The following is a 16,947-nucleotide window of genomic DNA, read 5'->3' as shown; positions in this document are numbered from 1 at the left end:
GCTACTGAGGGTTCTCGCTGTAACTGAGCCGTAAACCGTCCTCGCTCATCACAAACCCATGAATCGCAATTTTCCCCTCATGCACAAGCCTATGGTGCTTTGAACAAAGAGGGATCAAATTGTAGCGGTGATTCATTCCATAGTGACCGATAGAACCGCCATCATCGGCGTTCGCTTGCGGGACGATATGATGTACCTCGTCAACCGCTTCGTCGCACAACGCGCATTTGGTAAGGAAGAGTTTGTTGTTGTAACGGCTCTTTTTCTCCCGTTTCAGCATCGAGGCTTCATGCGTTTTGTCAGTGATCCGCCCTCGGATCTCATACGCCTTTTTCAAAAAAGTCTCATCCATGTGGAGCGATTTAGCAAACTCCAACCCGTACAGTGTCGAACCGCTCCCGCTTTTGAGCTTTCGATCATACACCAGTTTATCGCTCGCCTCGTCGTAATAGACCCCCAGATGGAGCAATACGATCTCTTTTGCCTTTTGGATTTCGGCGAGGGATGAGAGCTGATGCAGATGGGTGGCGAAGATAAACATACTCCCGATCTCGCGAAGTTTGAGGATCGCACTCGCGACGATGGCGAGAGCCGATTCAGTCTCGGTTCCGTGGCTGATCTCATCTCCTAAGATGAGGGTATTTTCCGTCGCTCGATTAAAGATATTCCGCAACTCCAGCATCTCAACGGCAAAAGTCGATAGCCCTTTGTAAAGGTTATCTTTTGAGACGATGCGGGTGAGGAGTTTATCGACGGGGGAAAACCGCATCATGGCGCACGGAACGAAAAATCCCCCCTGCGCCATCACGACCGAGAGTCCGATACTTTTCATGAGTGACGACTTTCCACTGGAGTTGATGCCGTACAAAAGCACCCCTTTGACATCCTCACCCTTTTCAATCGTCGGATGTTCCTCATAGGTATGCTGATCAACCGCTCCTAAAAAAAGATCGTTCGGAATAAAGATGCCGTTCTCTTCACGCGATTCGATGAGAGGATGGCGCAATCCCACCGTCTCGATAAACGCTTTTTCAGAGGGGATGATCATCGGTCGTACATATCTATATTGCTTCGCACACTTTGCACCGCTGAGACTCACATCCACTACCGCAAGAAACGAGATCAGATGTTCTATTGCATGGGAGAATCGTCGCTCGATGGCTTCGAGCTGTTCGCGGTAACGCTCTTTGACCTGCGCGATCATCCGCGATTTTGCCCCCGCATTTTCGATAGAGAGTTCATCCAGCAACGTCGAAGAGAGTTTGACCGCCGTTTTGAGTTTGCGAACCTGAAAATCACGGAAAAAGTAGTGCTGACCCTCCAACGTAAAAAAGCTGTTATGGAGAGCCTCTTCGACGCTCACATAGCGGTTACGGGTCATCAACAGATGATACCCCTCGCTCTCCAGCCATCCGATAGAGGCATACGATCCCCCCGACTCGAAAAAGGTGTCGATATGGCTGATAATCGCGGTCAGTTTCGAGAGGTTATTGCTCTGTAACTGTTCCAGTGCATCGATGGAGGGGTCTATCCCCTCATTAAAGAGATTCTGATCCACCTGATCGCGTCGGAATTTGGCGCACGCTTCGATATTAAAGATACGACGAAGCTCCGAGGCACAATGAGCACACTCCTGCGCACTTGATTTATCATACGCAATTTTGAGACGGTCGGCATCCTCGAACAACGATTCCGCCGCACTAAGCGACGCATAAAAATAGGCGAGTTCAAACGGGTGAAGTTTCCCAAGTTTCAAACGGCGAAGTATCCGCTCCAGATCGTAGACCTCTTTGAGCTTCGTCTCCAACGGCGCGATATGATCCCCCATTTTATCGATCAAATCGTACCGCTCTTCGAGGAGTTTCGTATCGCAAATCGGGTTAAGGAGCCGTTCACGTAACAGCCGTTTCCCCATTGCCGTAGAAGTTTTATCGATGAGTTTGAGGAGGGTCATCTCATCATGATCGCGCGAAATGATCCCCAGCTGCTCCGCCGCATTATTCCCAAGATACATATAGCGATTGGTTCCCAAAAACGTCGGGCGGTTCATCTTCTCGATAATTAGGGCATCGTGGTCGATAATGACGTTGATGAGGATGCAGAGCGACTCGGAGGCATAAGGGAACCGCTCCAAATCGAGATACTCGATAGGGCTGAGGAGGGAACGTATCTGATAAATCCGCTCAAACAGCTCATTTTGGTAATCGATCCGCAAACGCTTCTCATTCATCGAAGTTCGGTGATGGTTCTTGATCTCCAGATAGCGATTCACTTCGTCACGGTCGATATCCCCCGCACAAAATGTTACCACCACTTCGGAGGTTTGATAGCTCTGCAACAGGGTAAACACTTCATCCAGAGCATAGGTCTTGTCTTCGCGGGTTCCGTGGATCTCGTTGATAAGCGTTTTCCCCGTCCCTACGTCGATGGCGGAGTAACCGATGGAATAGACCCCGTTATTTTGATCGATGAGCAACGAAGCGATATAGTTCTCGCTCGCTTCGGCGATGTAGTCGAAATTCGTCCCCGGAGAGATGATGTTCGAGATATAACGGCGGATATGGGGGACTTCCCCCTGCTGACGGACGAGGACGATAGTGTATTTTTTCGACTGCACCAAACGGCTGAGATAACGCTCGATGGAGACGGTAGGAACCCCTGCGAGGAGAGGATTTTGGATCGAGTTTTCGAGGATTGTTTTATTTTTGCGGGTGAGTTGGATGTTGAGGAATTCGGCGACTTCTTTGGCCTTACCGATCTTCATCTCTTCATTGTTGACTTCGTAAACTTCGAAGAATGATCCCACTTCGATGATCACGAGAGTATCGGGGCCATATTTGGCTTCACACGCGGCTTGGAGTTCGAAATAGATTTCGGAGAGGAGCTTGCTTTTGTCCTGTAAAAGTGCCCCGATCTCTTCCGTACTCATCCAAACTCCGTATAAAATTAAGTAATCGATTATAACGAAGGGGGGCTATTTTTTACCTTGTTTTAGCATTTTTACCGTTTGATCTATCTATTGCACCGTGTTTAGTGGTATGTGAAAATTAGCACATTGCTTTTTTCGTCAAGTTCACTTTCATTGAAAATATCACAGAGATATTTCGTTTTAACATAAAATCTATTATATACAAGGTTTAAAAAAAATTGTTCTTGTGAATTAGATTTTATATTAGTGTTTATAGATTAAATCCTCTGCAATACATAAGATTTTAAATTCTCTAAATCAGAATCTATAAAATTATCTTTTAAATAAAAAATTGTTCTTCCTTTATATTTTGATTCTATTATTTCCTTATTTTTATCAAGAGAAATTAAAATAAATTCACATTTATGCTGTTCTTTACTTTTCAATAATCTATTTACTTTTTTGACATAATTATTGGAATTTCTAAAATCTAAATTTCCAAAAAACAATAACATAAAATGTACATTCAAAAGCTCTTTATCTTGTTTTTCTAAAAAATATTCATGTTGTTTAATTTGTGGAATTTCAGATAAAGTAACGGCACCTTCTTTGAAAATATAGTTCCATAAAAAGTGTCCATCTTCAGTATCATTAATATCATAGAATACATACATTAATGTTCTTAAAGATTTTGGCAATTCAATATTTAAAGCCTTTGATTCATTTATTTTTTTTGTAATATCTTCAAAAAAAGTATCTATGTGATTATGTAATTTAAAATAATCAACATACTCAATTATTTCTAATTGTCTTGTATTGATGTAGTGTTCTTTTTCAATATTTGTAAAAGTATTTTCTTTTGTAAGAATATAATGCGTGCGTATTTGTTTTTTTGCAGACATCCTATCTAAAAGATATTCAATATTTTTATCTCCATTTCCATATCCAATGAATAAAACTGTATATTCTGAAAATATTTTTTCTAAAACTTTTTGATACGTTTTAGAATTAAACATAACCTGATTGTAAGAGCTATAACTTAAAACGATAGATTTGGGTTTTTTAAGGTCTCCATGCATTTTAAAAATAAAGAATTCATCATCTAAAAGATTTCTTCCATTCAAAATATCTTCATTCAGATACACGCTAGGCATTTCGCGTCTAAAATCAGATATTGACAATTCAATCAAATTATCATAATTAGTAGTTAAAATGCCTCTAAATGGAAGTAATGATATGAGTTTATGTACTCGTGAAGGCACAATATTTTTTGCATTAAAGACTTCATTCAAATAATTTGCAAACTCATTTTCTTCAACTCGCTGCATCAAAGATTCTGCTACTATAAGATATTTACTTTCATTTAATAACTTTTTTAATTCAGTTAAATAATTTTGGTCAAAACTTTTTTTATCGTTTGACCAATCAATAAAACCATCTAAAAATTCCAACCAATTTGGAAGTGGCCTTCTTCCAGTTGTTATACATTTTTTTGAAATACCTGAACCTACAAATAGTACACATTTATTTGATGCGATTTGTTGCAATAAATCATCTGGTAAATGTGTATAGTATGCCATTATATTTAGACTCTCATTTCCTTAAATAAAAACTAAAACAAAATACTTTTTAAGTTTAATTTTTATTATAAAATCAATTATAAAATAAGATTTATTGTAGCATTTTTTCGATCATTGAAGATATTAAATAGCAAACTGAAAATATATATGCGAAAAGATGGATTCCCGATCAAAGTCGGGAATGACGGGAGTAGATTAGATGCGCGCGTAAGAGACGCTGATACACGCGTTAAGAGCTGAGAGTTCTTTGATCGTTTTATCATTAACCGCAGAATCAACGATAATAACGGCAAGAGCTTCACCGCTTTTATTACGACCCAAACGGAAATCGGCGATGTTTACTTCATGTGCGGCAAGGAGTGTACCCACTTGACCGATAACCCCCGGAACGTCGGTATTTTTGAAAAGGATCATGTTCCCTTTCGGTTCAACATCGACACCGAAACCGTTGATATCTACGATACGTTGAACGTCATCACCGAACATCGTTGCACTGATCTCGATAACATCTTTGTCCGTTGTCACACGAACCGTTACAAGGTTTTTATAAACAGGGCTTCCCGGAAGTGATTCGGTCTCTACTTTAATCCCGCGCTCAGAAGCGACGAAATCGGCATTAACGTAGTTGATCGTATCTCCTGAAATATCCGCTAAAGCACCGACGGTTACGAACGTTGCCAAAGAAGTGACATACTCGGCAATATCGCCGCGTCCGCTGACTTTGATCGAAACGATAGGCGCTTTATTGATTTGAGATGCCAAAAAGCCGATTTTTTGTCCCATTTCCAAGAACGGTTTAACAAATGCAGGGATTTTTGTCTCATCGATCGGCAAATTCATTGCATGAGGATACGCGATCCCTTTGGCCGCTTCGATCGCTTGTTGAGCTGCTTCTACCCCAATGTTGTATTGTGATTCATACGTATTGGCACCCAAATGGGGAGAAACACAGATGTTATCCAAATCAAGAAGTTTATGGTCAATTGCCGGTTCTTTGTTGAATACATCAATCCCCGCAAAACGGATTTTGCCCGATTTAAGACCGTCATAAAGAGCTTCCTCATCGTACAATCCGCCGCGCGCACAGTTGATAAGCACCACACCGTCTTTCATTTTTGCGATTTCATCCGCACCGATCATACCGACAGTCTCTTTGTTCTTCGGAGTGTGGATCGTGATAATGTCACACGCTAAAATATCGTCGAAATTAGTCGTATATTTTACACCGACATCGGTCGCTTTTGAGGGATGGATATACGGGTCATACGCGATAACGTCCATCTCAAACGCTTTCGATCGGATACCGACACGGCTTCCGATGTTACCGAATCCGATAACACCGAGTTTTTTCCCTTTAAGCTCATAACCGTACCATTTTTCACGTTTCCAAATACGTTGATTTTTCAAATGATCGTGAGAGTACGGGAACATACGCATACATGAGAGCATGTGAGTCATCGTGAGTTCAACCGCGGCAATAGTATTGGCGGTAGGGACGTTCATCACGATAATCCCCTCTTTCGAACATCCCGGAATATCGACGTTATCGACACCGACACCGGCACGAACAATCGCTTTCATTTTCCCTTTAACCGCATTGATAAATTTATCGTCTACATCGGTAGAACTACGGGTAATAGCGACATCGGCATCTTTGATAACATCTAAAAGCGCTGTTTTATCCATATCAGCCGCAAAAATCATCTCGATCCGCTCATCACGACGAAGAATATTAAGTCCCTCTTCATGAATATGATCACATACGACAATTTTAAATTTTTCCATTATTTTTCCTCTGTGTACGGCGATAATGTCGCCGTGATTTGGTAGGTTTTTAGTTTTGTTACAAGAGATTGCAGTTGAAATTGATCGGTCGAATCAATCGTAAGGATCATCGTATCCTCTTGGTTTTGCATTACATAGGGGAGCGTACTTTTTTTCAGCTCTTCTTTTGCCTGTAAAAGTTCATCCGAATTTTTTGGCTTTACGGTGAGTCTGTAGAGTTCTAAAGCCGTATTTTCTCCACCCATATCAAGCTTCAAAGTGATTTCGTTAACGGGATAAAAATATCCACTCTCTTTCGTACTGGAAAAATGGCTAATCCAACTTCCAATTTTTTCTTCGAGACCCTCAGAGGAGATCTCATTATTCTCATTTTCACCGGAATTAATTTTTGGTGCGGAAGGGTTAATCTGTACCAAAAACAAGACGATGAAAAGTGCTACCGCAAAGGCTATAAGGGGAAACAGCCAAAAAGCAGCACGTCGCATTGAATTTATTTCAATTGGTCTTTAATCAAATCACCAAGACTGTGAGCGTCATTGTCATTGATTTCGTCCAACATTTTTTGATCTTTAATACGTTCAAGTTTTTTTACTGAAAGACGAATACGATCACGTTTCGCATCAATAACCAAAATTGCCGCTTCGATCACTTGACCGATTTCAAGCTCTTCAGGTATTAAAGGGTAAAGGTCTTCATTACGGATAAGGGCATCTACACCTCCCTCCAATGAAACAAATACACCGAAGTCTTTCACGTCACGAACGGTAGCTTTAACCACTTCATTCATTTTATGGGTAGTTGCAAATTGATCGATCGGGCTCTCTTCGAGTGATTTGCGATTCAAAGAAATTTTTTCATCGTCCGCATTGATTTTTGCAATTTTCACTTCGATCTCTTCACCGATAGTAAGGGTATCTTTACATTTGACGTTTTTATCCCATGAAAGATCTTGATTGTGCAATAATCCCTCAACTCCGCCGACTTTTACGAATGCACCGAAATCGGTTAAAGAAGTTACGGTACCGGTAACAGTATCACCCTCTCTGAATTTTTTGGTGAACTCTTCAAAAGGTTTCGGTTGAAGACGTTTGTACGACACACGTAATTTATGAGTTTTAGAGTTGATTTCGATAACTTCAACATCGATCTCTTGACCGACAGTGAGGTAATCTTTCGGATGTTTGATATTTTTATCCCAAGTGATTTCAGAGATATGAAGGAACCCTTCAATGTCGTTTCCGAGATCTACGAAGATACCGTACGGTTCGATATTGCTGACGGTAACGGTGATAGTATCACCCTCTTCCAACGCCTCTTCAACTTCTTGCCACGGATCGGATTGTACCGCTTTGATTGAGAGTGAAAGGTGACGTTTGTCTTTATCGTACGCGATCGCTTTTACGTTAACGACATCACCCTCTTTATAAAGTTTTGACGGATTAACCGGCCCTTTGTAGCTGATTTCATTGTAATGAACCAACCCGTCAATCCCGCCGACATCTACGAACATACCGTAGCTGGTGATTTTTTTGACGGTACCTTGGATAACTTTATCCTCTTCCATCAATGCATCGATAACTTCTTTTTTACGTTTACGCTCATCATTGAAAAGTTTGCGACGAGATACGACGATTGACGCTTCAGCTGCGTCAACTTTAACGACTTGCGCTTTGATCGTTTTACCGACGACTTGATCGGTCTCTTTGAATGCGGCAAGTGAGCGTGGAAGGAAGAAATGGACATCGTCCGCTTCCAAAAGGTAGCCCCCTTTGTTTTTCTTCGTCACCAATGCTTCGATCACGATGGATTCGAAATCTTCTTTGTGTGCATTGATAAATGCGAGCGTTTTCTCTTGCTCAAGCACTTTTTTGTACGAAATTTTTGGGCGCTCATTGTAGTGACCCATTACCATAACCATAATTTTATCGCCGACGTTAAAAAGAAGTTTTCCCTCAGCGTCACGAATTTCATCCAGTGAAAGAATCCCTTCGAGTTTTTCGCCGACGCCTACCAACGCGCGGTTGTCACTCTCTTGAATTTCTACTACTTCACCTTCTGTAATGCGTGTAGATTCTTGCTCTTTGAAAGATGCCTCTAACATCTCAGCAAAATTTTCTTCTTCGAACGATTCGTTATCGAAAGCCATGCCTATCCCTTGTAACTAAAAATTGGCTGATTATAGCGAAAAAATGCTTGGATTTTGATTTATTATCGATAAATATAACCTGTGATATTAGCGATTATAAAAAAATAAAAAATATTTTAGTACGAAAAAATAAGTTTTTAAGTTAAAAATCTTTGGAGAAATTCTCCAAAGAAGCTATTAAAATCTTACCATCCCTTGAATAAGGAATTTGTTAGAATGAGTCTGAAATTCAGATTCAGAAGTCGGTCTTCGTTCGCTTCCAAAACCGTGTGCGAGAGTCGCTTTAAGATCGAAGTTTTGATAACTCATACCGTATCCGAGACCGATAGCACTTAGATTACGGATATTATCTTCGGTATTAAAAATAGTGGTGTTTTTCCAGATACGTGCGTGATCTAAAAAAATACTAGTATTATGACTTACTTGAGCTACTTTAGGGAGATTATAAAGCAGTTCCAAAGAGAGCGCATATCCTTGGTCGCCGCTAAGTTCTGCATCTTCGTAAGCTCTTACACCATTCGATCCTCCTACGGAGAGATCTTCAGATGAATCAAGATTATGTCCGAAACTTTTTTGAGCTTTGAGCGTAGTTTGAAGGGTTGTGTTCTCGAGCAAATATTGATTGTGCATTAGATTGAGGGCTAATTTAGTGTAATTTCCCCCTGCTTTAAGACTTGCATCGTTGGTGATGGCATTATCATTTTTAAGTCCCAGATGACCAAGAGTGTATCCTGCTGATGCGTAGAGATTTCCGGGGAAGTTCATGAGAGATGTATTACGTTTATCGCTTGCTTTTAGGGTGAGCGTGTCAAGCTGTTTTTTTGCTTCATCGACACTTCCTGGGGTTCCGCTGCTGTCGTGCATCACTTTATGATCATAGGATGCTTCGAGTATTTGAGTGTGCGCTCTTGTCTTGATCGTTGGATAGCTCACATAAGCATTATAACTATTGGTACGTCCAAATGCTTCGTAATTACTGATCTCATCAAGAGTATAATCGGTAATACTGAAACTAATTCCCCCTTTTAGACCGTTGTATCCTAGCGGGCGGTCGTATCCTAATCGAATGTTTTTCAGATCGGCGGTATTGGATATAAGCCCGCTAACGCTCAGGATATCGCCGATACCGGTAAGACTATTTATGTAACCTCCTGCACTCAGGCGATTCTCTCCCGTATAACGGGAACCGTAGTTATCCGCTATGGCGTAACCGTTGTATTTAGGGGTTGGAGATACGGTGATACGAAAGTCGCTCGTTCCTACTACTGCTCCGGGATAGACTTCGGCGTTGGTCACCTGAGCACCACTGAGATCGTTGATAAGAAGCATTTGGCGCTCTAGGCTCATCGTAGAGACCAACTCCCCACCTTTAAGGTGATCCATAAATCCTTGAACTTCTGCCGTATCAACTAAAGAGCTGTTTTTCATATCAAATGAACCATAGATTCCTTCGATAACAGCGATCTCAACAATACCGTTCTCCATACTTTGAGCGGGAATATAGGCACGGGCAACGAAGTAGCCGTTATCACGGTAGTATTTGGTAATGATGGATGCGACCTCTTTAAGACCGTTGATTCCGAGTTCTTTGTTCTCGTAGGGTTGGACGAGGCGAGAGAGAACATCCGATGAAAAAGCGGTATTACCGCTGAATTTGAAAGATTTTACATAGGTCTTGATGTCATCTTTAGCAGACAATGGGGCTTTATACTCCCCTGCTCCAACACTTGGGAGTCTCTTTTGAATTTCAGGAACTTTGGGCTGTTCTGTTTGGCGTAGGATATCCCCGGTAGTAGGAGTCGCTGCCATCAAGGTTACTGAAGTAAGGAGGGAAAGAGTTACTATTTTTTTAGTCATGAATTAGTCCTTAGTTCTTTATTTTTGAATTAGCGGTATTATCGACAACATAAAACTCTTGACTCACACCCGATGGAAGATTCACCCCGCCGTTAACCAATTCGACCATACTGTTGTTCGCTAGCGGCACACGTATTTCATTGACACCTTGTCCATCGGAAGCTTTTTGTAACTGTTCCATGCTTACCGTTTGTACCGCTGATATACCGTCCGTTGACCCTACAAGTCCGAATGATCCGCCGTTAGTTGAACCTTGCGGTATGATCGTTTGAAGCAATGCGTTGTTCTGTGCCTGTGTCTGCATTTGTTGCTGTGGTACTACCGGAGCCATGACGATCGGTGTAACCGTAGTCGAGTTTACAATCGTCGTGACTACGTTATTGATTTGGTTTTGAACGGCTGTATTCGTCGTTTGGGTTTGAGTTACCGGTGTAGGTGTGGGTGAACCTAATGGAGTAGCAGCTGATTGTGTAACTGTATTCGTAGTTGGAACTGTGCTATATGCATACAAAGCTTGAGACCGAGTTAGGTTTACTAAATTGACTGAATTGGTTGTATCAGTAAAAGTTCCAACGCTTAAGGTATCTGTCGTACCTGATGGTTTGTTGTTATGCCAAGTTTCTGCATCACTAGAAATATTTAGTACTCCTGCACCGGTTTTTGCTAGGGTGTATGTTCCAGAACCAAGGAGTGGTGCTTTGATATCACCACTACCGCCAACATTAAGACTTAACGTGCCTCCTCTTAGCATATACGAATCACCCTCAATATCAAGATATCCACCCGTGCCGATAAAAGTATTTCCTGATGAAATCCCATACCTATCGGCTACAGTACCGGCATAACCTTTAATCGTGACATCCCCACTATTGGCTTTAATATACGTATTAGAGGATTCCCAGTTTACACCTACAGCGCCGACATCCCAAAAATGGGCATTAGCCTTACCCCCATGCCCCTCAATATAGATGGCGCCATTTCCTCCTGTTACAACACCTATTGTTTTGTTAATATAAAAATAAACTCCATTGTTAAACTGATGTGCGTTATTTGTGTCGCCTTTGCCTCTTATAGTAATATTACCACCCGTTGTAGCCGTTGGCAGAGTGTTATTTGCACTGCCACTACCATCGCCTGTTGAGTCTATAATTGCTTGACCGATAAAGACACCCGCTATATTATCACCGTATGGCGTAGAGGAGTGTGCAATTGCAAAATCACCTGCATTGATGTTTCCTCCTCCTATGGTAATATCTCCACCATAACTTTTTAAATTAGCACCAACATATACACCACCTAAAGTTCCTCCGTGGTATCGAGAAGCCAGTACAATATCGAGAGGGCTGCCGCTAGAACCGGAAATAGCCGCATTGATTGAAATATCTCTTTCAGCCGCGAGAGTTAGTTTGGTTTTCGTTCCTGAATTTTTAGTAATTGCACTGTTGACGGTGATATCTCCACTACCGGCACTTTGCCCGCTGAGGGTATCAGGTGTATTACTACCATCCGTCGTAATGGTAACATCACCTGTATTCAAAGCCGTTCCGATAGCCGATGCCAGTCCTGCATCAATGATAATATTGACCGGATCGATCAACCATTGCGCCGCTTGAATATCTGAACCTGATATAAAATTAAACTCTTTCCCCGACGTCTCTACAAATCCGCCGCTTGCATCAATGGTTCCGCCGATATTCGCCGTTCCGCCGTGAGCGAAAAGGATCACTTCCCCTTTAAGATCATCGATACTTTGCGCTTCAATAATCCCTGTATTATTTACCATACCGTCAAGGATAGAATTAAGTGCTTGAGTAGTGAGATGGACTTGACCCCCATCGGCTTTGATAAGCCCTTTATTCTCGACAAGGGCATTGAAAGTTCCTTGGTCAATCGTGAGTTTAACGAGAGAATTACCGTTTAGGTTGAGGGTGATTTTCTCACCTGATGCCATTTGAACGTTTCCCATGGTGGCAATAATGGTTCCCTCATTGGCTACGTGTTTGCCGATCATTGAAACATAGCCACCATTACTAGCTGTGATGGTCCCCATATTGATAATAGAATTTTGGGAGTTCCCTTCGAAGACGTAGTTACCTGCTTGGAAGTTTTGATCGGTGATATTCAATGTTGAAGCGACGAGCCCTCCGACATTAATCTGCGACCCGTTAGCGAACAATACTCCGTTAGGGTTGAGAAGAAATACTTGACCGTTCGCGTTCATTGCCCCTTGGATCAATGAGGGTGTTGTTCCTATTACACGGTTAAGAGTAATTGATGAAGATGAGGGCTGTATAAAGTTCACCGTTTCACTCGGAGCGATGCTAAAACTATTCCAGTTAATGGAAGCGTTGTGCGTGGATTGATTGATGGTTGTGACAGATCCGCTTTGGGCGATAGACGCTGAACCGGTCGTTACCGTCCCTCCGGTAGGAGCAGCGAAACTCATCGTACTTCCGGCTACAAGTACCGAAACGACAAGAGAAACTTTTCCCCCTTTGAGAATCCGAAAGCGGGTACTGAAATCGGGGATATACTTCATCATTCATCCTTTTGGAAAATATCGATACGATTATTATCTCATTTTGAAATCGCATTCATATCGCATTATTTTCTAAATTTTTGCGATATGAATACGATATGAATGTGCTAAAGTGTTGCAATAATAATTGTTATACTTTGGATAGGTGCATGGCAGAACTTCTCGAACGACTCAAAGATAAATCGATCCTTTTTTTAGAGGACAATATCGAATTTGCAAAAAATACCATCGTACTGTTTGATGTTTTTGTAAAAAATGTTTACCATGCTTCTACGATTGAAGAAGGTGAAACGATAGTGCGAAACTTCCCGATCGATATTATTATCAGTGATATCAAGCTCAAAAAAGAGAACGGACTTGATTTCATCCAAAATTTTCGTGCAAACAACATACATACTCCAATCATCGTTTTATCAGGACATAAAGATGAAGATTTTTTATTTCAGGCTATTCCGCTAAAACTAACAGCATATCTCCTTAAACCGATCAAATATGATGAATTGATAAATGCATTACGACTGTGCAGTGAGGCAATCTTTCTCACACAAAACCCACAAATCACACTAAAAGAGAACTGGGTTTTCAATATCGAGACAAAAACACTCGAAAAAGAGGGAGTGGCTTTTGTCCTTAATAAAAAAGAGGCTCTCTTTATAGAACTAATCGCTCACAACCGTGATCGAATCATTACAAAAGAGATGATACACGCAGCGGTATGGGAATTTGAGGAGATGAGCGATTCGGCCATAACCAATTTTATCCTCCGGATTCGGAGACGTTTTGGAAAAACGTTTATCTATACCATTCCGGATTTGGGGTATCGGTTCAAACTCTAACTAAGTTCAACCGTACAATCATCAAGACATTCTTCTTTTAGGGTCGCACCATAAAGTTTATACTTCATATCTTCGATCACAATATGATCGATCAGTGCTTTTTTGATAATAAATTTGAGTTTACTCCGAATCATCGCCAGTGTCGGTGAGGAAGTCACCGAAGTATTAACAAACTCAATAATTTCAAGGTGGAGCTTTCGGTGCTCCTCGTATTCAGGAAAGCCGATTCGACGCATATAAGCTTCTTCATCTTTAAAATGTTCACTCATATAGCGGCTCAATTCTCCTAAAATCGTACCAAGTTCCTCTTTACTCGAAGTGAGCGCATCGAGTGCCGCAATCCGTCCCACAATCTCAAAAAGATGTTCATGCTGACGATCTATCCCGCAAATTCCGAGTCGATATTCTTCGCTCCACTCTAATCCTGTTGCCATAACGTTGATCCCTAATTCAAATAATATTCACTATTATTACCTATCTATATCGCAAACAGATCGCAAAAAAACTGTTATGCATAAACCGCCATCTATGTTATTCAACTCCAAACGAGCTCCATATTTACTTGCAATCTCATTACACATCTGGTGCCCAAGTCCGCTATGTTCTACTGAAGAGTCCATTCCACCGCCGTTATCACAAAATATAATTTGATTTTGGTTCATTTCGATACGTATCGTCGGATTTTCAATATTTCGCTCTGAAAAAACCTGAATAGTATTGTTTAAAAGGTTAAGCCAAATCTGCATCCACTCGTTTTTTACCCCATACAGTACGACATCCTCACCTTCTATCATCACGTGAATACCGAAATCGAGAATTTTTGTTTCAATGATGGAGATAGAGTTTTGTATCGATTCAAGCGCAGAAAAATCGCTTTTTACACTGCTTTGTTTGTAAAATTCCAAAAAGTTCTGCATAGTGTGTGACATGAACTCAATCGTATTTTCAACTTTTTGAGACTGTTCTAAAAGCCACTCATTTTCTATCGATTGCCCTGTTCTGATCTTGGCAATGGTAAGGAGGTTAACGGAGCTGAGTTTCGAGAGGGGTTCTCGCCACTGATGTGAAATATTAGCGATCAAGTTACCGATTTCAGCCTGTTTTGCTTTCTGATAGAGTTGATCTTTAATCTGAAGATTTTTTATCACCTCCAAACGCACTTTTTTTCGAAGCAGATAATTCCATAGAGCAATCAATCCAACCACCCCCAATAATCCTAAAACAATCAGGGTCACCGTCTTGGTATCAACTCCCTCTTTAACAACAAGCCCCGTATGTTTGTTGATAATCGCTTCACGCTCAATCGGGGTGATAGTGCTAATTCCTTTGTCTAAAATATCCCGCAAAATTTTCTCCTCTTGGAGTACGCCGATACGTAGTTTGTTCTCATATCCTTGCGGTTGACCTGAGATTTTGAGATTAAACCACCCCTCTTTTTTAATCACATACGCAGCGACGATCAATGACCTAACCGTCATATCCGCTTTTCTTTCGGAGACCATCTCCATCGCATCAGCTTCAGAAACAACCGAAATAAATTTAAGATTTTTAAAATCTTTGCTCATCCTCTCCAATACTGCAGTTCCCGACGGAAGGACGACACTCTCTCTATCCAGCCCATTTAAATCGGCGATAAAGGGATGCTCTTCTCGTGTAATCAAAATATTTGGATCAATAAGGAGCGGCTGGGTAAAAATAAGCCATTTTTCCCGTTCAGGCGTTTGATTGACGAAACTGAGAATGTCGCATTTTTTAGATTTGGAAAGGGTAAGGGTATCATCCCATGTCATGGTTGGAATTAGTTTGATCTTTATCCCCGCACGTTTAGCTGCCAACTGAATCAGATCAGCGGCAATTCCAACGTGCTCTCCATTTTTATCGATAACCTCAAACGGTTCCCAATCAGGATCGACACACATCGTAATCTCTTGCTTCTCTTTGAGATAATTTTGTTCTGCGGCTGTAAGCGATATCTTCGTATCTGAAGCATTTACATTAGCATATAACACCGTTGTGAAAAAAAGTATCAATCTATATTTCATACATTTGCCTCAGTTAAAATTTGTACGTCAAAGAGAGGGTGAGCATATCGTTTGCATAGCGATAGTTATCGCTACTGCGTATCTCATACTGCCCTTTCAGGTTTAAAGCATTATTGACTTTTGCTTTGTAGATGAGATTAATGAGTTTAATATCACTTTGAGGCATAATCTGCTCATCTAAATCAATGATCGAATATCCGGCAATCATCGTATGATTTGCTAATCCGACTTTCGCTAAATCAACCTTAAGATTTATTTTTCCCATTTGACTTTTGGCGAGAGCGGAGACCGAAGTATCCTGCGCAAACATATACGGAACGGCTACATACTCGGGATATCCTCCCCAGTTTCCAAATGCGGTAACCGTTTTTGCGTCTCCCGTGAAAAAATTATAGGCTACCGAAGTGGTAAGCCCTAAATTTTTATTCTCCAAAGATATTTTGCTTCCAAACAATTCATACGATCCATTCAAACCGAAATTTTGAAGAAAGTTTTGAAAACGCCCTATTTCTCTTACGGCATATCCTTGGATTTCAAATATCGCATCTAAATCACTATTGATAGTATAAGGATAGGCCAGATCAACATAAAACTCATTGAGAACATCATTGCAGTAATAATTCCACCCTTGTATTTTGACACTGTTTTCATATGTGATTCCGCTCATCAAAACCCCTTGATCACCGGATATTTTTGAAATATCTAACGTGTCGCCGTCATTTGAATCTACCGTATTCAAGTCACTCATAGCCAAAGAGGTATACGTTTGCTGTGACATGCTCTCAAAATGTTTAAAACTCACTAATCCATCAAGACCCGACATTTTAGTTATATAAGACAAAGTGATAGCTGTATTGGGAATAGCCGTGTTGGTATAAGTATACGCTTCGAAAAGGTTGGGGATAATACGATAGTCATACGTAGAAACAATAGGGGTATCAATCTCCTGTCGGCCGAATAAGAGTGTAGAAACACCATTTTTATATTCGAGAGAGGCTTCACCAAGTATTGAATAAGGTCTCTTATCCACATCGAAAATATAGGCATCGGTTTTTTTCGGATTTGAACTTCGAAGGCCTAAATCGTTAGTCACGTAATAAGCGGCTTTTACTTTTAACCCATACCAATCACCCGATTCGACTGCAAGCTTCCCTCCAATGCCGAAGGTAGACTGATCGAGCTTCGGAGCAAGCCGATCATCGTGGATGTACATCATTTTCCCATAGCCCGATATTGTGCTATTTTCCATAGCAT

At 41.1% G+C, this 16,947-nt stretch carries 11 protein-coding genes; 1 reads left to right on the top strand and 10 read right to left on the bottom strand.

The window, feature by feature from the left end; all coding sequences use genetic code 11:
* Position 1 precedes the first annotated feature (1 nt).
* The 7 genes from RMO68_RS09110 to RMO68_RS09080 all read right to left on the bottom strand — a co-directional run bounded on the left by RMO68_RS09110 (position 2) and on the right by RMO68_RS09080 (position 12,815).
* Positions 2-2,929, bottom strand: a complete 2,928-nt coding sequence (locus RMO68_RS09110) for a MutS-related protein (protein ID WP_310440433.1) — start codon at positions 2,927-2,929, stop codon at positions 2-4.
* Positions 2,930-3,186: 257 nt separating this feature from the next.
* On the bottom strand, positions 3,187-4,488 hold the full coding sequence (locus tag RMO68_RS09105; RefSeq protein ID WP_310440432.1) for an SIR2 family protein: 1,302 nt from the start codon (positions 4,486-4,488) through the stop codon (positions 3,187-3,189).
* Positions 4,489-4,683: 195 nt separating this feature from the next.
* On the bottom strand, positions 4,684-6,273 hold the full coding sequence (gene serA, locus RMO68_RS09100; protein WP_310440431.1) for a phosphoglycerate dehydrogenase: 1,590 nt from the start codon (positions 6,271-6,273) through the stop codon (positions 4,684-4,686).
* A complete protein-coding gene (locus tag RMO68_RS09095) occupies positions 6,273-6,758 on the bottom strand; it encodes a hypothetical protein (RefSeq protein WP_310440430.1) in 486 nt (161 codons plus the stop codon). Before RMO68_RS09095 ends, serA begins: the two co-directional genes overlap by 1 nt.
* A 5-nt stretch (positions 6,759-6,763) precedes the next feature.
* Positions 6,764-8,419, bottom strand: coding sequence for a 30S ribosomal protein S1 (locus RMO68_RS09090; protein ID WP_310440429.1), 1,656 nt, complete (start codon positions 8,417-8,419; stop codon positions 6,764-6,766).
* 177 nt (positions 8,420-8,596) lie between these two features.
* Positions 8,597-10,276, bottom strand: a complete 1,680-nt coding sequence (locus RMO68_RS09085) for a ShlB/FhaC/HecB family hemolysin secretion/activation protein (RefSeq protein ID WP_310440428.1) — start codon at positions 10,274-10,276, stop codon at positions 8,597-8,599.
* A 10-nt stretch (positions 10,277-10,286) separates the two neighbouring features.
* Entirely contained in the window at positions 10,287-12,815 is a 2,529-nt protein-coding gene (locus RMO68_RS09080; RefSeq protein ID WP_310440427.1) for a filamentous hemagglutinin N-terminal domain-containing protein, read from the bottom strand.
* Between the two features lie 149 nt (positions 12,816-12,964).
* On the opposite strand from RMO68_RS09080, the gene RMO68_RS09075 reads away from it, so the two are divergent.
* Positions 12,965-13,651, top strand: a complete 687-nt coding sequence (locus RMO68_RS09075) for a response regulator transcription factor (protein ID WP_310440426.1) — start codon at positions 12,965-12,967, stop codon at positions 13,649-13,651.
* Here the strand turns inward: RMO68_RS09075 and RMO68_RS09070 are convergent.
* The 3 genes from RMO68_RS09070 to RMO68_RS09060 are packed head-to-tail and all read right to left on the bottom strand — an operon-like array spanning position 13,648 to position 16,906.
* Complete coding sequence (locus tag RMO68_RS09070; protein WP_310440425.1) at positions 13,648-14,085, bottom strand: hemerythrin family protein; 438 nt, start codon at positions 14,083-14,085, stop codon at positions 13,648-13,650. The genes RMO68_RS09075 and RMO68_RS09070 overlap by 4 nt on opposite strands.
* Before the next feature lie 36 nt (positions 14,086-14,121).
* A complete protein-coding gene (locus RMO68_RS09065; RefSeq protein WP_310440424.1) occupies positions 14,122-15,693 on the bottom strand; it encodes a transporter substrate-binding domain-containing protein in 1,572 nt (523 codons plus the stop codon).
* A gap of 13 nt (positions 15,694-15,706) precedes the next feature.
* Positions 15,707-16,906 carry a hypothetical protein gene (locus RMO68_RS09060; RefSeq protein WP_310440423.1) on the bottom strand — a complete coding sequence of 400 codons (1,200 nt, stop codon included), beginning with the start codon at positions 16,904-16,906 and terminating at the stop codon, positions 15,707-15,709.
* Positions 16,907-16,947 lie beyond the last annotated feature (41 nt).

This window comes from Sulfuricurvum sp. (assembly GCF_031427015.1).
Taxonomy (GTDB): Bacteria; Campylobacterota; Campylobacteria; order Campylobacterales; family Sulfurimonadaceae; genus Sulfuricurvum.
The sequence above is the reverse complement of the archived record's forward strand: the minus strand, read 5'-3'. Positions and strand labels throughout refer to the sequence as shown.